This window comes from Citrobacter freundii complex sp. 2025EL-00176 (assembly GCF_053309355.1).
Genome location: NZ_JBRYHT010000015.1, coordinates 55,623 through 78,420, shown reverse-complemented (window position 1 = coordinate 78,420; position 22,798 = coordinate 55,623). Strand labels below are relative to the sequence as shown.

Genomic DNA, 22,798 nt, shown 5'->3' with positions numbered 1-22,798 from the left:
CTAATCAGGAGTTGTTATGCTAACGATTCAATTTCTTTGCCCGTTACCCAATGGCCTGCATGCGCGTCCAGCATGGGAGCTGAAAGAGCAGTGCAGCCAGTGGCAAAGTGAGGTGATGTTTTTCAACCATCGTCAAAACGCCAAAGCGGATGCGAAAAGCTCGCTGGCGCTGATTGGCACCGGGACGCTGTTTAACGACAGCTGTAGCTTAACCATCACCGGTCATGATGAGGAGCAGGCCAGACGGGCGCTGGAGGAGTACATTCAACAGCGGTTTATCGACAGCGACAGCGTTCAGCCTGGAGCGACGGAACTGGCGGCGCATCCGTTGCCGCGTTCGCTGATTCGGCTCAACCCGGATTTGCTGTATGGCACCGTGCTGGCAGGCGGCGTGGGGGCAGGTCAGCTCGCGCTGTGGCAGAGCGATAATCTGGAGAGTTATCGCGCGATTGCGGCGAGCGCTGAAGACAACGCCAGGCTGGAGCACAGTCTGGCGACTCTGGCGGAGCTGCTTAATCAGCAACTGCGCGAGCGCGATGGTGAGAGTAAAACTATCCTCAGTGCGCATCTGTCTCTGATTCAGGACGATGAGTTTGCCGGGAATATTCGCCGCTTAATGCTGGAGCAGCATCTGGGGCTAGGGGCGGCGATTATCGCTAATATGGAGCAGGTATGCGATAAGCTGTCGGCTTCCGGCAGTGATTACCTGCGTGAACGCGTCAGCGACATCCGTGATATCAGCGAGCAATTGCTGCACATTACCTGGCCTGAAAAGCGGCCACGCAATGCGCTGGTGCTGGAAAAGCCGACGATTCTGGTGGCTGAAGATCTGACGCCCAGTCAGTTTTTGAGCCTCGATTTGCAGCATCTGTCCGCCATGATCCTTGAGAAAACAGGGCGCACCTCGCATACGCTGATCCTCGCTCGGGCGTCGGCGATTCCGGTGCTTAGCGGCTTGCCATTGGACGCGATTAGCCGCTATGCCGGGCAACCCGCGGTACTGGATGCCCGATGTGGAGTCCTGGCCATTAATCCAAACGATGCTGTTCGCGGCTACTACGCGATTGCGCAGAAGCTGGCCGACGAATGCCAACGGCGGCAAGCCCTTGACGCCGCCCAGCCCGCGTTAACCAAAGATAATCAACGAATTGACGTCGCAGCGAATATTGGCACCGCGCTGGAAGCGCCGGGAGCGTTTGCCAATGGCGCGGAAGGGATTGGGTTGTTTCGCACAGAAATGCTGTTTATGGATCGCGACAGCGCTCCTGACGAGCAGGAACAGTTTGAGGCCTACCAGCAGGTGTTGTTGGCCGCGGGCGACAAGCCGGTTATCTTTCGCACGATGGATATTGGTGGCGATAAGAACATCCGCTATCTCAATATTCCGCAAGAAGAGAACCCATTCCTGGGCTATCGTGCGGTGCGGATTTATCCCGAGTTTGCCGGACTGTTTCGCACGCAGTTACGCGCTATTTTACGCGCGGCGACCTTCGGTAATGCGCAATTGATGATCCCGATGGTGCACAGCCTCGACCAGATTTTATGGGTAAAAAGCGAATTGCAAAAAGCGCTGGTGGAGCTGAAAGCGGATGGTTTACGTCATGCTCCGACAATTTCATTGGGCATTATGGTTGAAGTACCGTCGGTGTGTTACATCATCGACCACTTCTGCGACGAGGTGGATTTCTTCAGTATTGGTTCAAATGACATGACCCAGTATCTGTACGCCGTCGATCGTAATAATCCTCGCGTGTCGCCGCTATACAACCCAATAACGCCCTCGTTCTTGCGGATGTTGCAGCAGATTGTCCGCGTGGCGCACGAACGCGGTAAATGGGTGGGCATTTGCGGTGAACTGGGCGGGGAAAGTCGTTACTTACCGCTGTTGTTGGGCTTAGGGCTCGACGAGTTAAGTATGAGCAGCCCACGGATCCCGGCGGTGAAAAGTCAGCTTCGTCAACTGGACGGCCAGGCGTGTCGCGAACTCGCTATGCAGGCCTGCGAGTGTCGCAGCGCTCAGGAGATAGAAGATCTGCTGAACCAGTTCGCACCGCAGAAAGACGTGCGCCCGCTGCTGGCGCTGGAGAATATTTTTGTCGGTGAACCCCTTGCCAACAAAGAGCAGGCAATCCAGTTCTTATGTGGCAATCTTGGGGTCAATGGACGCACCGAACATCCGTTTGAGCTGGAGGAAGATGTCTGGCAGCGTGAGGAGATAGTAACTACCGCCGTAGGTTTCGGGGTTGCTATCCCACATACTAAATCCCAGTGGATCAGCCATTCCAGTATCAGCATTGCCCGGCTTGCTCAGCCCATAGACTGGCAGTCCGAGATGGGCGACGTTGAGTTGGTGATCATGCTAACGCTGGGGGCTGATGAAGGCATTAACCACGTGAAGGTCTTCTCGCAGCTGGCGCGTAAGCTGGTGAACAAGCAGTTCCGCCAGTCGTTGTTTGCCGCTACAGATGCCGAAAGCCTTCTGGCGTTGCTGCAGGCGGAGCTGACGTTTTAAGTTCCACTGAGAGGAACGCTTTCCAGCCTGCGAAAAGGTGTTTGCAGGCTGGGTAAACGCTTTCGCAAGAGGCATTATTAATCTACGGTGGGTTGAATCGGCAGTTTCCCGGCTCTTAACAACGTCATCTCTTGTTTGCAGAGGAGTACTACCGCCTGGCGACCTTTTACGCGTCGGGCGGTGAGCGCTCTTTTCACGGTCCGACGATCCGCACCTGATTCCAGCATCTGAAGACACATCAGGGAAAGTGCACGTCTGTTTTTCATCGAATATTCACTTTGTTGAGTAAGCCTGCACGTTATGCGCGAAGGGGCATTATTTTACAACGAGGCAAGTGGATATGACTAACTCATTGGTGTTGTCTCAATCAACGTGCTGACTGAAAACGCGCGCCGTACTCTCCCGGCGTCAGGCCAAACTGACGGCGGAACAGGCGGCAAAAATAATCACTGTCCTGATACCCGCAACGCTGTGCGACTTCGCTAATCGACAGATGATATTTCTGTAAGATGATGCGTGCCTTCGCCATTCTCACCCACCGCAAATACTCGACAAATCCCATGGTACCGTGCTGGGTAAAAACTTTTGATAAGTGATTCGGCGTGATATTAAAAAAATGCGCTACGTTTTCCCGGTTCAGCGGTTGGGCATAGTTGTCCTGGACCCAATTACATATGCTGTGATAGAGAAATTCAGAGCGCGGGCGCGCTATATCAGGCCGGGTGTTAACCACGCTGCGGCACAGGTGCAGCAGACTCAGCACCAGCGGCTGAATAATATCCTGAGCCTGAGGAGAGCGGCTTAAATGGGTCAATGCGGTAAGCATCGCCTCGCCTTCACCGCGCTGCGGATGCGATAACTCAATGCGACGCACTGGACGTAGCAGCGATGCGGTTCGGTTGTCGTAAAAAGAGAGACCCAGCCAGGCCGGTGAAAATACCAGACTCAACAGCATCACGGGTTTATCGCTGCCTGGTAAATTCGCCGCTTTCGCCGGGATGAACAGCATGTCGCCTTCCGCCAGGCTGTGCTGCTGTTTTTCCAGCTGGTTGCTGTACTCTCCGCGCAGCACGATATCCAGACGGGGCAGGTCAATACATAAACTGCCGGTCGGTAATGTGGCGAGTTGCCTGGCGAACCATACGCGCCCCAGACGCTGCGGATTTAACACCAGGCCGCTGAACAGATCGGCGAAAAACTGTTGGTCGGCGGGCAGGCCTGGCTCTTTCATTGCTCTTTCTCTGCGCTATAAGTGCATTAACTGTCTGAACTCTTTCACTTTACTCCGACTCACCGGGATTTCAAATTCCAGGTCCTTTAAGCGCAGAATGTAGGTGTTGTTAAACCAGGGTTCGATCTCGCGAATTTTATTCAAATTCACACAGAATGAGCGGTGGCAGCGGAAGAAATGCGAAGCTGGCAATTTGCTGCAAAATTCGGTGATGTTCATTGGCATCACATACGACTCGCGCCGGGTATAGACGAAGGTCATCTTTTCATGGGCTTCAGCGTAGTAGATGTCGTTGATCGGGGTCACGATGATCCGCTCATCTTTGATCAGGTTGATCGTATCGTTTTCACGAGCCACCGGGCTGGCTGGCGAGGTTCCCGCTTGCTGCTGTTGCCAGGCAGCCTCCAGCTTTTGCAGCATGCCGACAATGCGCGATTCCTGATACGGTTTCAAAATATAGTCAAAGGCTTCCAGTTCAAAAGCTTCAACAGCGTGCTCTTTCCACGCGGTAATAAACACAATAAAGGGCTTATGCGCGAACTGGCTGATGTTTTGCGCCAACAGTACACCGTCCAGCGAGGGAATATTGATATCCAGAAAAATAGCGTCAACGCGGTTGTGCTGGAGATATTTCAGCACGTCAAGACCGTCGTCAAATGTGCCGACAATCTCCATCTGGCTGTGCTCTTTTATTAGCCAGCTTAGTTCCTGTTGGGCCAGGAATTCATCTTCGACAATGATGACTTTCACGACTTCACTCCTGGTTAAAGCAATAATGTGGCCGGTGCGGCAGCGGGCGAGTGCTGATTAGGCACATAAAAGGCAATCTCTGTGCCCGGCTCCAGACGGCGGATCAGTAATCCTTCACCGTAGAGCAGCTTAACGCGATGATGCACATTCAACAGGCCAATTTTATTACCCGGCATTTCATTGGATTCGACCCGCTCAATCACTTTCGGATCGATACCATGACCGGTATCCCGCACGGCAATTCGTACCCGGTTCCCGCACTCTGCAACGCTGATGGTGACCACGCCTTTCCCTTTGCAGGGTTGAATACCATGAACGATGGCGTTCTCAACAAGCGGCTGAATCAGCAGGCTGGGAATATAACAGCTTACCTCTTCATCAATATCATAAATAACCGTCAGCTTGTCGCCAAAACGGGCCTGTTCGATGGCGATGTAATCCTTGATTTGATACAGCTCTTTCTTGATGTCGATCTGCTCATCATCTTTTAATTCAATATTATAGCGAAGATAGCGCGATAAATTAAAAATGAGCTGACGCGCGGTGTCCGGGTTAAGCCGCACCGACGAGGAAATAGCGTTCAGGGCGTTAAACAGGAAATGGGGATTTATTTTACTCTGCAGTGCCCGCAGCTCTGCCTTATTTGCCATTTCGCGTAGCTGTTCCGCCCGAGAAACCTCAAGCTGAGTCGAGATAATTTGCGACAGGCCGATGGCCATTTCCTGCAATGAGGAGGTGATCTGGTGAGCATGACAGTAGTAGATCTTCAGCGTGCCGGTAACAACGCCTTTCTCCCATAGCGGGATCACCAGCATGGAGTGTATTTCCGGTGTTCTATGCGCTTCATCATTGTTTTTTATGATGATTTTTCCGTAATTGATCGCCTGTCGCGTGGTCGGGCTGACGAAATCATCGTTATCGCGGTAATTCAATTCCCCCACGCCAACGTAGGCCAGAACGTGCTGGGTATTGGTTATAGCGACGGCGTCAGCATGAATATCATGGCGAATAATCTCGCACACCTGGCGGAGCGACTCGCTGTTCACGTGACGGAAAAGCGGCAGGGTTTTGTTGGCGATATCCAGCGCCAGCTTGGCCTGCTTCGCGGCGCTGGCTTCTTTCTCACCCTCCACGCTTTGAACCAGCATGACGATAAAGCCGATACAGACGCTGCCAAGGATCATTGGGATACCGATTTTCGAGACGATATCCAGCCCCAGTTCGGTGGTGGGCGCCCAGGCGACGACGAGGATCATGGTCAGAGATTCGCACAGCATCCCGCCCAAAATACCTGCGCGCCAGTGCTGCGCTTTGGGGATCTTACGGTTGATCCATCCGGCAATGCAGCCTGCAAGAATACTGGTAATAAAGCAGGGTAGAGCGGTTACGCCGCCAATATCAATCAGGTAGCGGTGGGTGCCGGCGATTAGCCCGGTAATGATGCCGACCCACGGACCGAACAGAATTCCCCCTGACATGACCGCGATAATACGTACGTTAACCAGTGAGCCTTCAACCGGTACGCCGGACCAGGTACTGAACAGGGCAAACATCGAGAAAATTGCGGTGACGGCGAGCAGCTCTTTCGGGGAGTGGGCTGACTTGTGCAACAGCTCGCGAAACAGGCGGATACGAATAAGGAAAAACAGACAGAACAGCATCAGCGCTGCCCGGTCAAATACCGCCAGCAGCATATTGAATATTTCGTGCACGGGTGACTCTTGCGCAAGGATTAAACCTCTATGATAGGTAACCTGAGCCAGGATGACCAGCGCCCGCGCAGTCGGCGGCTAATGAGGAAAAACCTTAATATTAAAAGGGGATTGTTGCATTGTTGTTGTATTTACAATACCCGTCCGGCTGGCGCAAAGTTCAAGGTAATGTTTTTCACAACAAAATGTTAAATGATGGTAATTTTTAGCGGCATGTGAAAATGAATATTTCCCCATTTTTTTTGCTTGTTCCTCATTTGTGGCGAAAAAAATATTTTGTTGTACCTCTCGACAGAAGGAAATTATTCAGGCTATTTTCTAAACGTGCCACCATCGTGGCAGCGTCGCTCGGACGGTCCGGGCGCTAACGTTAATCTGAGGATATTATGGCTGACTCCCGCCCTGAACGTCGTTTTACGCGTATTGATCGCCTTCCCCCTTACGTTTTTAACATTACTGCTGAACTGAAGATGGCTGCGCGTCGGCGCGGCGAAGATATTATCGATTTCAGTATGGGGAACCCGGATGGGGCCACGCCTCCTCACATTGTTGAAAAACTGTGTACCGTGGCGCAGCGCCCGGATACTCACGGCTATTCCACCTCTCGCGGCATTCCGCGTCTGCGTCGGGCGATCTCGCGTTGGTATCAGGAACGCTATGACGTTGAAATTGATCCCGAATCCGAAGCGATTGTGACCATTGGTTCCAAAGAGGGACTGGCACACCTGATGCTGGCCACGTTGGATCATGGCGATACGGTCCTCGTGCCCAACCCGAGCTATCCTATTCATATTTATGGTGCGGTGATTGCCGGGGCGCAGGTACGGTCAGTGCCGCTGGTTGAAGGTGTCGATTTCTTTAATGAGCTGGAGCGCGCGATCCGCGAAAGCTACCCGAAACCGAAGATGATGATCTTAGGTTTTCCGTCCAACCCGACAGCACAGTGCGTCGAGCTGGAATTTTTCGAAAAAGTCGTGGCGCTGGCTAAACGCTATGACGTGCTGGTGGTTCACGATCTCGCCTATGCCGATATTGTTTACGATGGCTGGAAAGCGCCATCGATTATGCAGGTACCCGGCGCTCGTGATGTTGCGGTTGAATTTTTCACCCTGTCGAAAAGCTACAACATGGCGGGTTGGCGTATCGGTTTTATGGTCGGCAATAAAACGCTGGTCAATGCGCTGGCACGCATCAAGAGCTATCACGATTACGGGACGTTTACCCCGTTGCAAGTTGCGGCAATTGCGGCGCTGGAAGGCGATCAGCAATGCGTACGGGATATTGCCGAGCAGTATAAACGCCGTCGCGATGTGCTGGTTAAAGGGCTGCATGAGGCCGGTTGGATGGTCGAGATGCCAAAGGCTTCAATGTACGTTTGGGCGAAAATTCCTGAGCAATATGCCGCGATGGGGTCACTTGAGTTTGCCAAGAAACTGCTGAACGAAGCGAAGGTATGCGTTTCGCCGGGGATTGGCTTTGGTGATTATGGCGATACGCACGTGCGTTTTGCGTTAATTGAAAACCGTGACCGTACCCGCCAGGCGATCCGCGGCATCAAAGCGATGTTCCGCGCAGATGGCTTACTGCCTGCCAGCGCAAAATCGGCTATTGAAAGTACCGACTAACCGATCGTGAGATCCCCAAAAGCAAACAGGAGCCTGATGGCTCCTGTTTTTTTTGCTGCGTCTTTTATTTAGATCATCAGGGCGAACGTACCGGCCCAAACGATGACCATAAAAGAAATGCCCATAAAGAAATATTTCACTTTTCATCTCTCCGCGTACCTGGGTACGTCTGAATGAACATATGCTTACCTGACAGAGAGCTGATGCACGTGCAAACGACATGGAGAATATCCCTCGTTTGCCTGGCTGCATCACCTCAGAATTCTGAGCTTTGGTGCTCCAGACGGCGCTAATGTACGCCTAAAAATGAGGTGAGACAAGAGGCATTTTTCTATTTAATTTTAATAACTTACAAGTGTCGTGATTCGGCGACAGTTTAATTTCTGCCGGTAATAAATTGCTATTGAGCGACGTAATGATTAGTCGGAGAATTCTCATATCACCATAATGTGAATGCGGTTAATTTTTCGCGAAATTCAATAATGAAAAGGTTAAAAATGACCAGATTAATGATGTTAGCACTCGTTCTTACACCTGTGACGTCGATGGCGGCTTCTCCGTTGGCGTTTAATTTCAGCTGCGCAAGTATTGGTGGTGTGAATAGTGATGGTAAAGGCAACGTTTGGATTGATGGCTCGAAGGCAACCGTAAAGAGCGTCAATGACAACTACTGGGAAGCCAAAAGCGGCAAAAATACGCTTTCCATTTCCCGTAAAGATGATGGGAACCCGGAAATTTCATGGACAGGACCTAATCGTAAGCACGGAATTTGTCAGCCTGAAGATAATATTGATTATGCTCCGCGGGAAAAATCGACCCACAGCGGTCCGTCTTTCTCTTGCTCAGCGGTGGCAAAGGGAAGTATTGAAGAGGTCATTTGCCAGAGCCCATCACTCTCCGCGCTTGATGTTAAGTTGAACGGGGTCTACAAACAGGCGTTGGTTAAATCGAAAAATAACCCGACGCTGAAAGCGGAGCAGCGCGGCTGGGTTAAGGGACGTAACGAGTGCTGGAAAGAGCAGGATAAACCAGCCTGCATTGCTCGCAACTACAATGAGCGCATGACTGAACTACAGAACGAGTGGGGCGTTAAGTAATTCAGCCACGAAAAAAAGAAAGGCCGTAAGGCCTTTCTTTTTAGATATATAACGAGGCTTCACCCATGGGGCGGGTTTTGAAGCGACGGTGGATCCAGAGATACTGCTCGGGCGCGCGCATGATCTCTTTTTCGATAATTTTATTCATATAAGCCGCTGCCTGGCTTTCATCTGCCGGGTAACCTTCCATTTGTGGTGTGATAAACAGGCGGTAACCTGAGTTATCGGCTTTTCTCACCATGGTCACGGTCAACATCGATGCACCTGATAATCGTGACAGCACGTAAGTACCATTGGTGGTTGCCACGTTTTTGACAGCAAAGAAGGGCGCGAACGAGCTTCCTTTACGACCGTAGTCCTGATCGGGAGCAAACCATACCGCTTCCCCTTTTTTCAGGGCACCGACAATGCCACGCAGATTATTTCTGCCGATCATGGCTTTATTGGAGCGCATACGACCGCGGGTTTGGATCCACTCCATCAACTTATTGTTGTGTGGGCGATAGGTTGCCATCATTGGCTGGCAAAGCCCCATTACGCGGCCACCTAATTCGAGCGACATAAAATGTACGCCTACGACCATCACGCCACGGCCTTCCATCTGGGCGCGTTTCAGGTTGTCCAACCCTTCTACATCAAACCATTTGCGAACCCGGTGATCCGACCAAAACCAGGCCATACCTGTTTCAAGCAGTCCCATGCCGAGTGAACGGAAGTTCTCATCGACCAGTTTGTCTCTCTCTTCTTGCGACAGATTAGGGAAACAGAGTTCGAGGTTTTTACGTGCAATAGATTCACGGCGCTTTAAAAATGGGCGAGCCAGTGTTCCTGTACGGGTACCAAGAAAACATAATACGGGATAGGGAAGCTGTACCAGTAACCAGAGCACACCGACGCCAAACCACGTGAGCCAATAGCGCGGATGCAAAAACGCGCGTGAAAATTTACATTGGGGAAACATAAGCACCTGTTGTTGATACGAAATAGATGTATCGCGAAGACGCTGGGTCTGGCGCGTTACACTCTGTACAGATCGTTAGGCCGCCAAAAACGACATTGGTTCCTGCAAAGAGTGTAAAACTGAGTCAGGACAAAACCACGAGGGGGCATGAATGATCGGATGCTCAATGTACACCCGAAGATTAATGTCATCCAGAAATAATTACTCAAGTTTCGTAAATATTTTTGGGGCGATTAAGAACAAAAAAAAGCCTATATATAATTCATTGTTTTTATGATGAATAAATAAACTCCATGTGAATATCTAAATAGTAAGCAGATGAGTGATTTTTGTAACGTAAATGTTGCTTAAATTGCGAACTGATGGGAATTGTCTTAGAATATAAAATCAAGGGAGTGTAAGGACTTACGTAAAGTTTTACGGCAAACAGGAGGTATCGCAATGCTCTATTTTTGGATCTTTCTCGCATTGAGCATTCTGAGCGTCAGTTGCTACATCTGGCAGGTAATGGGCGCTGCGGCTTCAATTAGCGCTTTTATCGGCATGGTCATACTCACAGCCTTAATTTACGTTTTTACTATGCGGTTGACCAATGGTAACGAAATGGTAACCGGATTATTCCTTTTTCTTGCCCCGACATGCGGTTTGATCATTCGCTTTATGGTGGGGGACGGCAGGCAATAATCTGGCGCGTTACGATTGGAAATGAATTATCACGTTTAAAGATTTTATTTAGCTGAGCGTAGGGAAGTGCCAGCAGCGCTGGCACTTTTTGCGAGACTGAAATCGATTAACGGGCGTCAGCCAACTGGAGTGATGCTTCTTCTTGCTGAGCAATTTTCCGCTGTTGCTCAAGTTCCAGCGCCCCGCGATGAGAGAGGTAGCAGAACAGGATGCAACAGACAATTCCCCCCATCAGCAGATAGAAACCACCATGCCATCCCATTTTGTCGACCATTACGCCAAACAGGCTGGTACCCAATGACGCGCCAAAAATGTAGCTCATAAATCCGCGTAATCCTACTGCGGAACCCACTGCGAAGCTGGGTACGATTTCCATGGTCTGAACGGAGGCCAGGAACTGAGGAACATAAATCAGGCAGCCAACGATGGCGGCAAAAATAGTCACCATCAACAGCGATTCGCTTTTCCAGTAGCCGATCAGACAGACGAAAATCAGTGCCATACAAATCATGGCCAATGGCATGCGGCGGCCTTTAAACAGTTTATCGGTAAGCCAACCCGCCAGTAATGTGGAAGGGATTGCCGCCCATTCGAAAAACAAAAAAGCGACGCTCATTTCCTCTTTCGAGAAATGTTTTTCGGTTAACAGATAAATTGGCAACCAGCTAATCATGCCAAAACGCACCATATAGACAAAGACATCGACCAGTGAAACATACCAGGCATTTTTATTACGCAGGACATAGGTGCAGAAGATCTGGAAGGCGCTCATATTTTCTGGCGCCTGGACTGCATGTTGGGTATTTAATACAACTTTCTCTTCCGGCATCATTTGTTCCAGAGCCGGTAAGCCTTCCTGACGTGGTGAGCCTTTCCCCAGCATCAGCACGATAAATGCAAACAGTACGGCAACGCCGGCCGGAACAATATAGCTGGCGCTTTGCCAATGTTCACTTCCCAAAATGGCAAAGGCTGCACCCACGATCGGGGCAACAATACCACCACCGACATTGTGTGAGATATTCCAGAACGCGCCAACGCGTCCACGTTCTTTACGCGGGAACCAGTTGGCAATAGTAATAAATGAAGGGCCGACGCCCATCCCCTGGAACAAGCCGTTGAAGACAACCAGCGCGGCAAAAATCCAGAATCCGGTACTGAATCCTAAACCCACGTTGACAATAGCGCACAGAATTAAACCGCATGCCATAAAGACTTTGGGGCTGGCTTTGTCTGCCAGGCTGCTCATAATGCCTTTACTGATCCCATAGGCGATAAGCATACAACTACTGAGTAAACCGATCTGCGTGGCGCTGAGATCCAGATGTTCCTTCAGATAAGGCGTTGAGAGCGTGAAGTTATTGCGCACAATATAGTACGCAAGATAGCCCAGGAATACGCTGAGCAATGCCTGAATGCGGTAGCGACCATAAGTTTCCTGGACTTTCTCCGCCGGGACTTTATTTGCCGCTGGCCCTGCCTTAAATATTGATAACATATCATCACCTAAATTTATATTGATGTGAATATCAGGAGTTTTCGTGGTGCAGAGTGAAATAGGCAGGAGATAAACTCAAGTCGATGAAATGTGTCACTATTGACTCATTTTATCGATGGCGCGGCGGATTTTGACTCTTTTTAAATAATGGCATTTTATTTCTGTTCTTTTGCGCGAATTTTTATTGCTGGCATGTGCGGATATTAACAAATTCAGACTGTGTTTTCGGGTATTCTTTGTTGATGTAGTCACTTTCCGTATGGTTATTTTGCGAATAACCTTATTCTTCTCTCCTGTCGTGATAAACGGGTAAGTTTTGTCTCAATATTATTTTTTGCACATGTTGGTATTTATGAACGGGATCACAAACAGACTTTTCTGTTGGCGGCGTTTTTGGGCAATCTCGCTCTGTTTCATGTCGCTGTCGGCGAGTAGCCAGGCTTTGGGTAAAGAGCTGGTGATGGCCACAACCTTTTCCCCCGGAGCCACGGCCTGGATTATCCAGCGCTGGCAGACACAGCCGGGGTCGGTGATGATTCGCACATTAAACCGGACCAGCAGCTCGCTGGAACAACTGCTTGATACCGCGAATGCGGAAAATGTTGATCTCATTTTGACCTCATCGCCCATGCTGTTACAGCATCTTCAGGAGCATCAGAAGCTGGCGCCCTTTGATAATGCGCTGCCGGAAAGCCAGAGGCTGGTGCCTGAGTCTATTCGCTCGACCTCCGTGGCCGTGGCGATATCCGGTTTTGGCCTGCTAATTAACCGTTCTGCGCTGGCGGCGCGACACCTTTCACCTCCTGCTGACTGGGCGGATTTAACGCAGCCTAAATACCAGAATGCGTTGTTGATGAGTAGTCCGTCTCGTTCCGATACCAACCATCTGATGGTTGAGTCGCTGTTGCAGCAAAAAGGATGGGAAGAGGGCTGGGCGACGCTGTTAGCGAGCGCCGGTAATCTGGTGACGATTTCATCACGCAGTTTTGGCGTCGCCGACAAAATTAAGAGCGGCCTGGGCGTTGCCGGGCCGGTCATTGATAACTATGCCAACCTGTTGCTCAACGATCCGCATCTGGCCTTTAGCTATTTTCCACGCTCGGCAGTGTCGCCAACCTATGTTGCCGTGCTCAAGAACAGCCAGCACGCCAGTGAAGCGCGTCGTTTTATCCGCTACTTATTAAGTCCGGAAGGACAGCGGATCCTTGCGGATGCGAATACGGGAAAATATCCGGTTACCCAGCTCGCGCCAGATAACCCACGGGCCGCTCAACAGGCGATGTTGATGAACCAGCCTGCGCTTAATTATCGGCTGATCCTTAAGCGGCAGCGGCTGGTGCAGCGGATGTTTGATACCGCCATCAGTTTTCGTCTGGCACAGCTGAAAGATGCCTGGCGGGCGCTATACAGTGCGGAAGCGCGCCTGAAACGCCCGTTACCCGAAATCAGAGCTTTACTGACTAGCGTCCCGATAGATGCCAGGCGTAGTGAAGATGAGGCCTGGCTTGCTCAGTTCGATAACAAAAGCTTTGCCGAACAGCAGATGATGGAGTGGCAGCTTTGGTTTCTTAAAAATCAACGTCAGGCGATAGCAAAACTGGAAGAATTAAAATGAAAGGTGGATCGATACTGCAACGCCTGCGGCAGCTCAACATCAGCAGCAGCCTGCGGGGAGCCTTTCTGACGGGCGCATTACTGACGTTGAGCGTAAGCTGCGTCAGTTTGTACTCATGGCACGAGCAGAGCTCGCAGATACGCTATTCGCTTGATGATTACTTCCCGCGCGTGCATTCCGCTTTTTTGATTGAAGGCAATCTTAACCTGGTTGTGGATCAGCTTAATGAATTCCTGCTGGCCCCCAATACGACGGTGAGGCTGCAACTGCGCAATCAGATAATCTCGCATCTGGATAAAATCGAGGCACTGAGCCGGGGGCTACAACCCGCAGAACAACAGCAGCTGGCGGTGATTTTGCAGGACAGCCGGGCGTTGATGGCGGAACTGGATCGGGTGCTCTACAACATGTTCCTCGTGCGTGAAAAAGTGAGTGAACTCTCCGCACGCATCGACTGGCTACATGATGATTTTAACACCGAGCTGAATTCACTGGTGCAGGATTTTACCTGGCAGCAGGGGACGTTATTGGATCAAATCGAGGCAAAAAGTGGCGATGCGGCGCTGTATCTCAAACGTGCCAGAGAGGTGCAAAACGAGCAGCAGCAGGTTTATACCCTGGCAAGAATTGAAAATCAGATCGTCGATGATTTACGCGACAGGCTTAATGAACTGAAGTCGGGCAGCGACGACGGGATGCTGGTGGAGAACCATATCCGCTACCTAGAGAATCTGAAGAAAACCGCCGACGAAAACATCCGTACTCTCGATGACTGGCCCAGTACCATCACCCTGCGGCAAACCATTGATGAGCTGCTGGAAATCGGGATGATGAAAAATAAAATGCCCGACACGATGCGCGATTATGTCGCTGCGCAAAAGGCGCTCATTGATGCCAACCATGCCAGAGAGGCAACGCTCGGGCGTTTTCGAACGCTGCTTGAAGCGCAACTGGGAAGTAGTCATCAGCAAATGCAGATGTTTAACCAGCGGCTGGAACAAATTGTTCGCGTTAGTGGCGGACTTATTCTGTTGGCGACGCTGCTGGCGCTCCTTCTCGCCTGGGGGCTTAACCACTACTTCATTCGTTCCCGACTGGTAAAGCGTTTTACCGCACTCAACCAGGCCGTGGTGCAAATTGGACTTGGCCGAACGGATGCCACGATCCCGGTTTATGGGCGCGATGAATTGGGGCGTATCGCGGGCTTGCTGCGCCATACCCTGGGTCAGTTAAATGCGCAAAAAAATCAGCTGGAGCAAGAGGTGGCAGAGCGTAAGGAGATTGAGTCCGATCTCAGGGCTATGCAGGACGAGCTGATCCAGACGGCTAAGCTGGCGGTGGTTGGCCAGACCATGACCACTCTGGCGCACGAAATTAATCAACCGCTGAATGCGCTGTCGATGTACCTGTTTACGGCGGGAAAGGCAATTGAGCAGGGGCAATCCGCTCAGGCCAGAAGCACGTTAACCAAAGCAGAGGGGCTGATTACCCGCATCGATGCCATTATCCGTTCACTGCGTCAGTTTGCGCGCCGAGCGGAGCCGGGCGCGCCTTTACATCTGGTCGATCTACGACAAACGTTTACTGCTGCCTGGGAACTGCTGGCTATGCGCCATAAGCAGCAGGGCACGCTGACGCTTCCTGCACAAAGCGTGTGGGTGGCAGGTGATGAAGTGCGTATTCAGCAGGTACTGGTAAACATACTGGCAAATGCGCTGGATGCCTGTCCGGCTGCCTCGAAAATAGAGGTTCACTGGCAGGCTGAGGGCCGCCGATTGTGCGTCTTAATCTGTGATAACGGCCCCGGCTGGCCAGGCGCGTTGTTGTCATCACTATTAAAGCCGTTTACCACCAGTAAGGATGTGGGTCTCGGTATTGGTTTATCGATTTGTGTATCGTTAATGACGCAAATGGACGGCGAGCTGCGCCTGGCCTCGACGCCGGGGCGGAATGCCTGCGTCGTGCTGGAATTTAATCTGACGGATGTAAACGATGTTGTGTGATGAATATGCTGTTTTGCTGATTGATGACGATGCTGATGTTCTCGACGCTTACACGCTGTTGCTTGAACAGGAGGGTTATCGTGTATACGCATGCAGTAACCCTTTTGACGCCCGAAATTGGCTCCAGGCTGACTGGCCGGGGATTGTCCTGAGCGACGTGTGTATGCCTGGCTGCAATGGAATCGATCTAATGACGTTGTTTCATCAGGATGATAATCAGCTGCCGATCCTATTGATCACCGGCCATGGCGACGTCCCGATGGCCGTGGAAGCGGTGAAGAAAGGGGCATGGGATTTTCTGCAAAAACCGGTCGACCCCGGTAAACTGTTGTTGTTGGTAGAAAACGCGCTGCGTCAGCGAAAATCCGTGATTGCGCGTCGACACTATTGTCAGCAAAAGCTCCAGGTTGAGCTGATCGGTTACAGTGACTGGGTCAATCAGTACCGTCAGCGCCTGCAGCAGCTGGCGGAAACGGATATCGCCGTCTGGTTTTATGGCGAGGCGGGAACGGGGCGTATGACGGGAGCCCGTTATTTGCATCAGCTTGGGCGCTGCACCGAGGGACCGTTTATCCGCGGTGAATTGACGCTCGGCAATGCGGGACAACTTAATGACCTTATTGCACAGGCGCAAGGCGGTACGCTGGTCCTGAGCCATATTGAATGCCTGACGCGCGAACAGCAGCACCAACTGGTGCACCTGCAAAGCCAGGAGCGGCGTCCCTTTCGCTTAATCGGCATTGGCGCTACATCGCTGGTGGAACTGGCGGCAACTAACCAGATTGTGGCCGAACTTTATTACTGTTTCGCGATGACGCAAATCGCTTGTCAGCCGTTGTCGCATCGTCCCGATGATATTGAGCCACTGTTTCGCCATTATCTGCAGAAAGCCTGTCTGCGCCTGAATCATCCTGTACCCGACGTTGAAGGGGAACTCCTGAAAGGCATGCGGCGCCGCGTGTGGTTAAGTAATGTTCGGGAGCTGGCAAACGCCGCTGAGCTTTTTGCCGTTGGACTACTTCCGCTGGCTGAAACCGCAAATCCGCAGTTGCATATGCCTGAACCGACACCGCTCGATCGCCGGGTGGAGGAGTACGAGCGGCAGATCATTACCGAGGCGTTAAATATTCACCAGGGGCGCATTAATGAAGTGGCAGAGTATTTACAAATCCCACGTAAGAAACTGTATTTACGCATGAGAAAATACGGGCTAAGCAAAGAACACTATAAGTTTTAGCCGATGGGGGCGAAGTGAGGGGGCGTCAACAGTATTTCGGTGGCGGCGTTGGCGTTCACCGAAATACGCGACGGAAGTCTGAATTATCTGCTTGTTTTTCTTACCACATCAGATCATCAGGGATGACAAAATCAGCATACGGATCGTCTTCGTCCTTCGCTTCCTGGCTCAGCTCGCAATTTAATACAATATAGCTTGCATCGCGCTGGGCAATTTTATCGGCGACGACAGCCGGAATGATGGCATATTCGCTATCGCTGCTGCTTTCAGCCGTCAGACGCGCAATAGCCAGGCGGCCCTTGATCAACTGCGCCTGGGTCACTTTATCAACATAGACTTTTTTGATTAAGTTATTATCAGTGAAGTTGTAACCAATATCGCCACGAGAAATGGTGATTTTATTCATTTCAATCAGTTGCTTGATCTGCGCTTTATACTCTTTAGACAGCGCAGCCTGCTTTTGCTGCTCGCTGAGCTGTTTATCACGCTCGACCTGCGCTTTTTTATTCTCTTCCACTGCTTCTCTGGCTTCACGAGCCTGAACGCGCGATTTTTTTGCCGTTCTCTGCACTTTTGCCATTTTTTTGCTGCTGACCAGACCTGCCTTAAGCATCTGTTCTTGTAGGGTAAGTTTTGTCATCGTCGCTTCTAATCCAATAAAATCGTTGTAGGGATTATAACCTTAACGTTCGGTGGGAAGCCAGATAAGGGGCGCGCTCTGCAGGTCGCTCTTTGGGCGACACCCGCGACGGGAGCGATCCTGTGTCTTTCTTCCGTTTTTCATCAGATTAATAATTACCCTGACTGAAATAAGAAATAACATGCTATATATTATTCAAATAATAAAATATAGATTCGCTAATATAATATAAATGGATATTTATGCTGTTTATTCTAATTATATAGAGGTATATTGATCAATATTAAACCAAATACATAGCCATGTGTCTCCTGAAAAGATGTAAAGTGCAGCAACACCACGCCGATAACCATGTCGAAAATATGGATAAGGGAGGTACGTGGCATGTGGTGGATTTATCGAATGCCGATGAAAATGAAGTTAATAATCGCGCTGCAACCACTATTATTGGCGTTATGTTGGTTTGCTGGTTCAGGAATATTGACGCGCATCGAAACAGAACGACAGATGGAGAATATTGCTCAGCTGACAGCCCTCGCACGCAGTGCCGGAAATGTGGTGCATGAACTGCAAAAAGAGCGTGGAATGAGCGTCGGGTTTCTTGGGGCCGAAGGGAAGACGTTCAAAGATGAACTAAACGCGCAACGGGCCTTAACCGAGCGCGAGATTGAGGTATTTGTGCGTTCGCTGTCCGATACGGACTTACAGGCAGGGGATGTGACCACCTCTGTCGCCGCGTTTAAGAAAAATATTCTGTCGCTGGCGACAATTCGGGAAAAGGTGACGCAATTGGGTCTGCCAGCCTCTGAGGCGGTTAAGTTCTATACCAATGTTATTGCTGATGTACTGAATTTTGTTGGCCGGTTGGGAACGTTGACAGATTCCGGCGAGATGGCGAATTCATTTGCAGCCTACTACAACCTGCTGAATTTGAAGGAACAAGCGGGTATTGAGCGAGCGCTGCTGTCAAATGTCTTTTCCTCTGGTCATTTCGCCGACGGGCAATTGCATCAGCTTAGCGATGTGGTCAGTAAACAGAATGTCTGGCTGGCACAATCGTTGCGCCTGAGTCCACCTGAACAGGCCGCCATGCTGAAAAGTCGCTTACAATCCACCGAAGCGACACAAGCGCTTTCATTACGCGAAGCCGCGTTTAGCCATGCGGCGAACGGTGGATTTGACGTCGATCCTACTGTCTGGTTTAAGGTACAAACCCAGCGTATTGAAGTGATGCGACAGATTGAAAATGTGGCGGCGAATCTTCTGTGGGAGAGTGCGATAAAACTCGCGCAGGATGCCCGTAAGAACTGGCAGATATATATGGCCGTGAGCCTGTTAGCGCTACTGGCGTCATTGGCGTTCGCCGGAGCCATCGCACTCAATATGCACCGTCAGTTCAGCGATACGCTAAGTAAGATTGCGGGTATGAACGGCGATCTGACTCAACGTCTGGCGACGCCAGGGAAAGACGAGCTTTCTTCACTCAATCGCGCCTATAACACGATGCTGGAAAATATTCAGCACATCGTACAGGAGATAAAACAAGGCTCTCTGGTGCTGTACGATGCCAGCAGCAGTATTACGGCAGGAAATCAGGATCTGGCCCAGCGCACCGATGAACAGGCCGCATCGATTGTCGAAGCCGTGGCCAGTATGGAACAGCTCTCGACGACGATTACGCAAACGGCGGACAATGCCCGCGAAGCGGAACTCCTGACAATAAGATTGGAAAAAGAGGTCCGCCAGGCCAGTAATGTCGCCAGCGCGGCAAATCAGAGCATGGGGGATATTCGCTCCTCCAGTGAGGAAATCTCAAATATTGTGACTTCAATTGATGATATTTCCTTTCAGACGAATTTGCTGGCGCTGAATGCGGCTGTTGAAGCGGCACGTGCCGGAGAGATGGGCAGGGGGTTTGCGGTAGTCGCCAGTGAAGTGCGCAACCTTTCACAGCGCTGTGCTAAAGAAGCGAACCAGATTCGCGAGCTGGTGGCGCAAAATATGGTAAAAATCAGCGAGGGCGTTGAGTTGGTTACAGCGTCAGCGACCGCGCTAAAAGCTGCGGCGGATAATACCACCACGATGAAGCAATATATCGGCGATATCGCCCGGGTGGCGACAGAGCAATCGCAGGGTGTTTCCCAGATAAACCAGGCGCTGAGACCCATGGAGCAGGTCACGCAGCAAAACGCGGCATTGGTTTCTCAGGCCGCGAATGACAGCCAGCGGCTGGATAACCTCTCCGTAACCATGAGGGATCTGGTTAATCGTTTTGTAGTCTGACATAACACCGCTATCCCGATCCGGCAAAGGTGTCGGATCGGGAGGGCTCATTACCTCAGGATGAGCTTTATTCTATTCACGTTGGGCCAGAACCACTCTTCGCTGGGCATACAACGTTACCGCAGCCAACTGAAAATCAACATTTGCTGTCCGTAACGTTCGGGATTTAAGTTCTTTCATGGTGATACCGCGAATATGACCTTCATCTATTAGTTTCTTAATCTCCGCCGTGCTGAGTAAAAGCTGCTGCTTCAATATCGATAGTGCACTGATCTGAAAAGAACAGGTAAGCCTGATGCTGACGGCGAAGTGCAGGCTAATATTGATGCTGGCCTGCCATTGCTCCTGAACACGAAAATCAGGCTTACCCGCAAGCTCAGCGTTGTTTCGGCGCAGAGTGCCTTTATCATGAGAATAGTAGTGAACTGTACTGGCATCGTTAGTGATAAACCGATGGTACAGCTCTCGATTAATTTTGCTGACGTGAAGCCGTGAGAATAGCGAGATATTCCACGTATATTCACAATGCGTGCATTTATAAATGCTCCAGATATCGAGCACTTTTTTTTGTGAATTGACCCTGAAGGCCCCGGAAGGTGCAAACTCGCGTTTTGCATTACATGCGGGACAGCGTTTGGCAATACGCTGGTACCCGATAGGAGTGACAGTCCATGTGACTTTCATACCGTACCTTTTTTAACCCAAATAAATTCGGATCCGTATTGAACGAACCATCGTTTTTATGTGAGAAAAATATTTGTTAGATATTTTTCAGTGGGTTAAAAAAAGATTTCTAACACGGTGACCCTGTCTGTCAGCAAATGAATTCCGTGAGATTAGCAGTGTGATAACAATTAAGTATATGAGTTGAGTCAATATTCGTTATGTTGCCAGGCTTTCGGTAGTCGCCTGTCGCTGGTAAAGTGAGCAGCAAATACCGAAATGTGGCCAGAAGGGAATGCCGTGTGAGCGGACGTATTGATTATCAGGCTGAAAAGTACAGCTTTACAGAGGCTGCTGAAAATTCTCGACTTACCGGCCAATGGGCTGACGTCATTGCGGAATGTCGGGAAATGAAGGCAGGCCCGGAAGAGCGTCTGCGTATTGCTTTACTGAACGTGGACTATGTGACCAGCTTTGAGCTGCCTTTTCGGTTGTTATTACTTCGCACCCCACAATTGATCGCCAGCGTGCGTGACGCGCTACAGCTTAGCCAGAAAAACGTCATCTTCAATGGTAAACGCTTTGGGTGTGTGTATACCCTGAAAGCAAGCCTTGACGGTATACCGGATGAATTTCAGTACCGGCTGTCGCATCGTATCCGGCGCATAGATCCAGAAGGTTTGACCGAAGCCCCTTACCAGCAGATCGCCAAAGCGGTGAAAGCTCCGCGGGAACGCCTGAAGCTGGCGCTCGAATCAGGACTTGATGTCACGGCGTTGGACGGGCTTTTCTGGTTTGGCAGCCAGCGTATAGCAGCTGACGTACTGAGGTTGAGAAAATCAGGGATGCGGGTAGCGACGGGTCAGACAATGGTATCTGATAATCTCACTGCAACGGTGAGGCCTGTACCGTTTTATCGCCTGGCTCAGGGCTGAGCAGACGTGGCCTTTTCCTGCCGTTTTAGGTCACAAAATAAAGAGTTTTTAGCAGGGACATAAGCGCTCAGATTGTCCCCTGCAGGAATCGAACCTGCAACTAGCCCTTAGGAGGGGCTCGTTATATCCATTTAACTAAGGGGACGAAGCGGCACGAGTATAGCGTTTTTTACCCTCAACGGTAAATCTCAAGCCGCCTGACTGCTCAAACAGTCACCATTCAAGCCTGTTTTTTCTGGTTTTTCTGCTTTTGCTCGTCGCGTTTGGCTTGCAGCATGGCTTCTTCCTTGCGTTTGTTGCTCATATCATTGCGGATCTGCGCGTGGCTCATCAGCGCAAAGATAAACGTACCGCCGCAGATATTCCCGGCGAGTGTCGGTAACGCAAAGGGCCAGAGGAAATCACTCCAGTGCAGCGTACCATTAAAGACCAGATAGAGAATTTCCACCGAGCCGACGACGATATGCGTGGTATCGCCTAGAGCAATCAGCCAGGTCATCAGAATAATGACTACAATCTTCGCCGCACCAGCCGCAGGGAACATCCAGACCATTGTGGCAATCAGCCAGCCAGAAATAATCGCGTTAGAAAACATCTCTGTTGGGCTGTTTTTCATCACGTCCATACCGATTTTGACCAAGGCGTCGCGGGTCTCTTCATCAAAAATCGGCATATATTCAAAGGCCCATGCCGCAATGCCGGTGCCGATAATGTTGCCCAGTAAAACCACCCCCCACAGGCGCATTAGCAGGCCAAAATTGCCGAGGGTGGGGTTTTGCATAACTGGAAGTACGGCAGTGACGGTATTTTCGGTAAAAAGTTGTTGGCGGGCCATGATGACGATGATAAACCCGAAGGTATAACCCAGGTTCTCGAGTAAAAATCCGCCTGGCACGCCTTCTAACTGCACGTGAAAAATCCCTTTTGCCAGTAACGAGGCGCCCATCGACAGCCCGGCAGCGATGGCCGACCACAGCAGCGCCATCGCATCACGTTCCATCTCTTTCTCCCCATCCTGGCGGATATGTTCATGGATCGCCATCGCCCGGGAGGGGAGTCTGTCCTCATCGACCTCTATCTTTTTACCTTCTAGCTTTTCATCACTTTCGACCTGGATTTCGTCGCTGTGTCGATCAATTTTTTCGTTCTCAATATCATTCATAGCCGAATCCTGAATAAGCACGTATTGCTAAAGCGTAGCGGTTTTTATCCGAAAATCAGCGGGAGAAAGTCTGAGATAGCAAAAATGGTAACGTTTGTTTTTATCGGGTTAGCTAAAATAGAACCGCCGCGTAGTGCGCATAACCAGGCTATGATCAAATCAGTAAGACCGGGTATATAGACATCGTTTG

At 50.6% G+C, this 22,798-nt stretch carries 19 protein-coding genes and 1 tRNA gene; 9 read left to right on the top strand and 11 right to left on the bottom strand.

Features of this window, described 5'->3' with window-relative positions; all coding sequences use genetic code 11:
- Nucleotides 1–16: 16 nt before the first annotated feature.
- Entirely contained in the window at nucleotides 17–2,512 is a 2,496-nt protein-coding gene (gene ptsP / locus ACVXHP_RS21115; RefSeq protein ID WP_447572137.1) for a phosphoenolpyruvate--protein phosphotransferase, read from the top strand.
- Nucleotides 2,513–2,589: 77 nt separating this feature from the next.
- Here the strand turns inward: ptsP and ACVXHP_RS21110 are convergent, their stop codons facing one another.
- The 4 genes from ACVXHP_RS21110 to ACVXHP_RS21095 form a co-directional block, all read right to left on the bottom strand.
- The gene (locus ACVXHP_RS21110) at nucleotides 2,590–2,778 is read right to left on the bottom strand and encodes a hypothetical protein (protein ID WP_304700988.1); all 189 of its coding nucleotides are present in this window, start codon (nucleotides 2,776–2,778) and stop codon (nucleotides 2,590–2,592) included.
- Between the two features lie 101 nt (nucleotides 2,779–2,879).
- Nucleotides 2,880–3,743, bottom strand: coding sequence for a helix-turn-helix domain-containing protein (locus ACVXHP_RS21105; RefSeq protein WP_447572136.1), 864 nt, complete (start codon nucleotides 3,741–3,743; stop codon nucleotides 2,880–2,882).
- 15 nt (nucleotides 3,744–3,758) lie between these two features.
- Nucleotides 3,759–4,493: a two-component system response regulator YpdB gene (gene ypdB, locus ACVXHP_RS21100; protein ID WP_200005540.1), complete on the bottom strand. Its 735-nt coding sequence runs from the start codon at nucleotides 4,491–4,493 to the stop codon at nucleotides 3,759–3,761.
- A gap of 14 nt (nucleotides 4,494–4,507) precedes the next feature.
- Complete coding sequence (locus tag ACVXHP_RS21095) at nucleotides 4,508–6,205, bottom strand: sensor histidine kinase (protein ID WP_137366402.1); 1,698 nt, start codon at nucleotides 6,203–6,205, stop codon at nucleotides 4,508–4,510.
- Nucleotides 6,206–6,591: 386 nt separating this feature from the next.
- Between ACVXHP_RS21095 and alaC the strand changes: the two genes are divergently transcribed.
- Nucleotides 6,592–7,830 carry an alanine transaminase gene (alaC, locus tag ACVXHP_RS21090; protein WP_042306985.1) on the top strand — a complete coding sequence of 413 codons (1,239 nt, stop codon included), beginning with the start codon at nucleotides 6,592–6,594 and terminating at the stop codon, nucleotides 7,828–7,830.
- A gap of 68 nt (nucleotides 7,831–7,898) precedes the next feature.
- On the opposite strand, the gene ypdK is transcribed toward alaC, so the two are convergent.
- Complete coding sequence (ypdK, locus tag ACVXHP_RS21085; RefSeq protein WP_010723117.1) at nucleotides 7,899–7,970, bottom strand: membrane protein YpdK; 72 nt, start codon at nucleotides 7,968–7,970, stop codon at nucleotides 7,899–7,901.
- 342 nt (nucleotides 7,971–8,312) lie between these two features.
- Here ypdK and ACVXHP_RS21080 point away from each other — a divergent pair, with 342 nt between their 5' ends.
- Nucleotides 8,313–8,927: a lysozyme inhibitor LprI family protein gene (locus tag ACVXHP_RS21080; protein ID WP_447572135.1), complete on the top strand. Its 615-nt coding sequence runs from the start codon at nucleotides 8,313–8,315 to the stop codon at nucleotides 8,925–8,927.
- Nucleotides 8,928–8,967: 40 nt separating this feature from the next.
- Here ACVXHP_RS21080 and lpxP read toward each other — a convergent pair whose 3' ends face one another.
- Nucleotides 8,968–9,888 carry a kdo(2)-lipid IV(A) palmitoleoyltransferase gene (gene lpxP / locus ACVXHP_RS21075; protein WP_447572134.1) on the bottom strand — a complete coding sequence of 307 codons (921 nt, stop codon included), beginning with the start codon at nucleotides 9,886–9,888 and terminating at the stop codon, nucleotides 8,968–8,970.
- 441 nt (nucleotides 9,889–10,329) lie between these two features.
- Between lpxP and ACVXHP_RS21070 the strand changes: the two genes are divergently transcribed.
- Nucleotides 10,330–10,572, top strand: a complete 243-nt coding sequence (locus ACVXHP_RS21070; RefSeq protein ID WP_200005544.1) for a DUF2545 family protein — start codon at nucleotides 10,330–10,332, stop codon at nucleotides 10,570–10,572.
- 106 nt (nucleotides 10,573–10,678) lie between these two features.
- Here ACVXHP_RS21070 and pgtP read toward each other — a convergent pair whose 3' ends face one another.
- Nucleotides 10,679–12,070 (bottom strand): phosphoglycerate transporter PgtP, encoded by a 1,392-nt coding sequence (gene pgtP, locus ACVXHP_RS21065; RefSeq protein WP_200005545.1) that lies wholly within the window; start codon nucleotides 12,068–12,070, stop codon nucleotides 10,679–10,681.
- A gap of 421 nt (nucleotides 12,071–12,491) precedes the next feature.
- On the opposite strand from pgtP, the gene pgtC reads away from it, so the two are divergent.
- From pgtC to pgtA, 3 genes are read left to right on the top strand one after another with little or no spacing between them, the layout of a single operon-like run.
- Nucleotides 12,492–13,685: a phosphoglycerate transport regulator PgtC gene (gene pgtC, locus ACVXHP_RS21060; RefSeq protein ID WP_410053822.1), complete on the top strand. Its 1,194-nt coding sequence runs from the start codon at nucleotides 12,492–12,494 to the stop codon at nucleotides 13,683–13,685.
- Between the two features lie 11 nt (nucleotides 13,686–13,696).
- Nucleotides 13,697–15,688 carry a two-component system sensor histidine kinase PgtB gene (pgtB, locus tag ACVXHP_RS21055; protein ID WP_447572141.1) on the top strand — a complete coding sequence of 664 codons (1,992 nt, stop codon included), beginning with the start codon at nucleotides 13,697–13,699 and terminating at the stop codon, nucleotides 15,686–15,688.
- The gene (pgtA, locus tag ACVXHP_RS21050; RefSeq protein WP_447572133.1) at nucleotides 15,678–16,925 is read left to right on the top strand and encodes a two-component system response regulator PgtA; all 1,248 of its coding nucleotides are present in this window, start codon (nucleotides 15,678–15,680) and stop codon (nucleotides 16,923–16,925) included. Before pgtB ends, pgtA begins: the two co-directional genes overlap by 11 nt.
- Nucleotides 16,926–17,025: 100 nt before the next feature.
- Here pgtA and ACVXHP_RS21045 read toward each other — a convergent pair whose 3' ends face one another.
- Nucleotides 17,026–17,565, bottom strand: coding sequence for a DUF2058 domain-containing protein (locus ACVXHP_RS21045; protein ID WP_200005549.1), 540 nt, complete (start codon nucleotides 17,563–17,565; stop codon nucleotides 17,026–17,028).
- A 384-nt stretch (nucleotides 17,566–17,949) separates the two neighbouring features.
- On the opposite strand from ACVXHP_RS21045, the gene ACVXHP_RS21040 reads away from it, so the two are divergent.
- A complete protein-coding gene (locus ACVXHP_RS21040) occupies nucleotides 17,950–19,848 on the top strand; it encodes a methyl-accepting chemotaxis protein (RefSeq protein ID WP_447572132.1) in 1,899 nt (632 codons plus the stop codon).
- Between the two features lie 72 nt (nucleotides 19,849–19,920).
- Here ACVXHP_RS21040 and ACVXHP_RS21035 read toward each other — a convergent pair whose 3' ends face one another.
- Nucleotides 19,921–20,532: a DUF1062 domain-containing protein gene (locus tag ACVXHP_RS21035; RefSeq protein WP_447572131.1), complete on the bottom strand. Its 612-nt coding sequence runs from the start codon at nucleotides 20,530–20,532 to the stop codon at nucleotides 19,921–19,923.
- A 281-nt stretch (nucleotides 20,533–20,813) separates the two neighbouring features.
- On the opposite strand from ACVXHP_RS21035, the gene ACVXHP_RS21030 reads away from it, so the two are divergent.
- On the top strand, nucleotides 20,814–21,446 hold the full coding sequence (locus ACVXHP_RS21030; RefSeq protein ID WP_316129385.1) for a DNA-binding protein: 633 nt from the start codon (nucleotides 20,814–20,816) through the stop codon (nucleotides 21,444–21,446).
- A gap of 73 nt (nucleotides 21,447–21,519) precedes the next feature.
- Here ACVXHP_RS21030 and ACVXHP_RS21025 read toward each other — a convergent pair.
- Nucleotides 21,520–21,591, bottom strand: a tRNA-Arg gene (locus ACVXHP_RS21025).
- A gap of 75 nt (nucleotides 21,592–21,666) precedes the next feature.
- Nucleotides 21,667–22,608 carry a formate/nitrite transporter family protein gene (locus ACVXHP_RS21020; RefSeq protein WP_447572130.1) on the bottom strand — a complete coding sequence of 314 codons (942 nt, stop codon included), beginning with the start codon at nucleotides 22,606–22,608 and terminating at the stop codon, nucleotides 21,667–21,669.
- Between the last annotated feature and the right edge of the window lie 190 nt (nucleotides 22,609–22,798).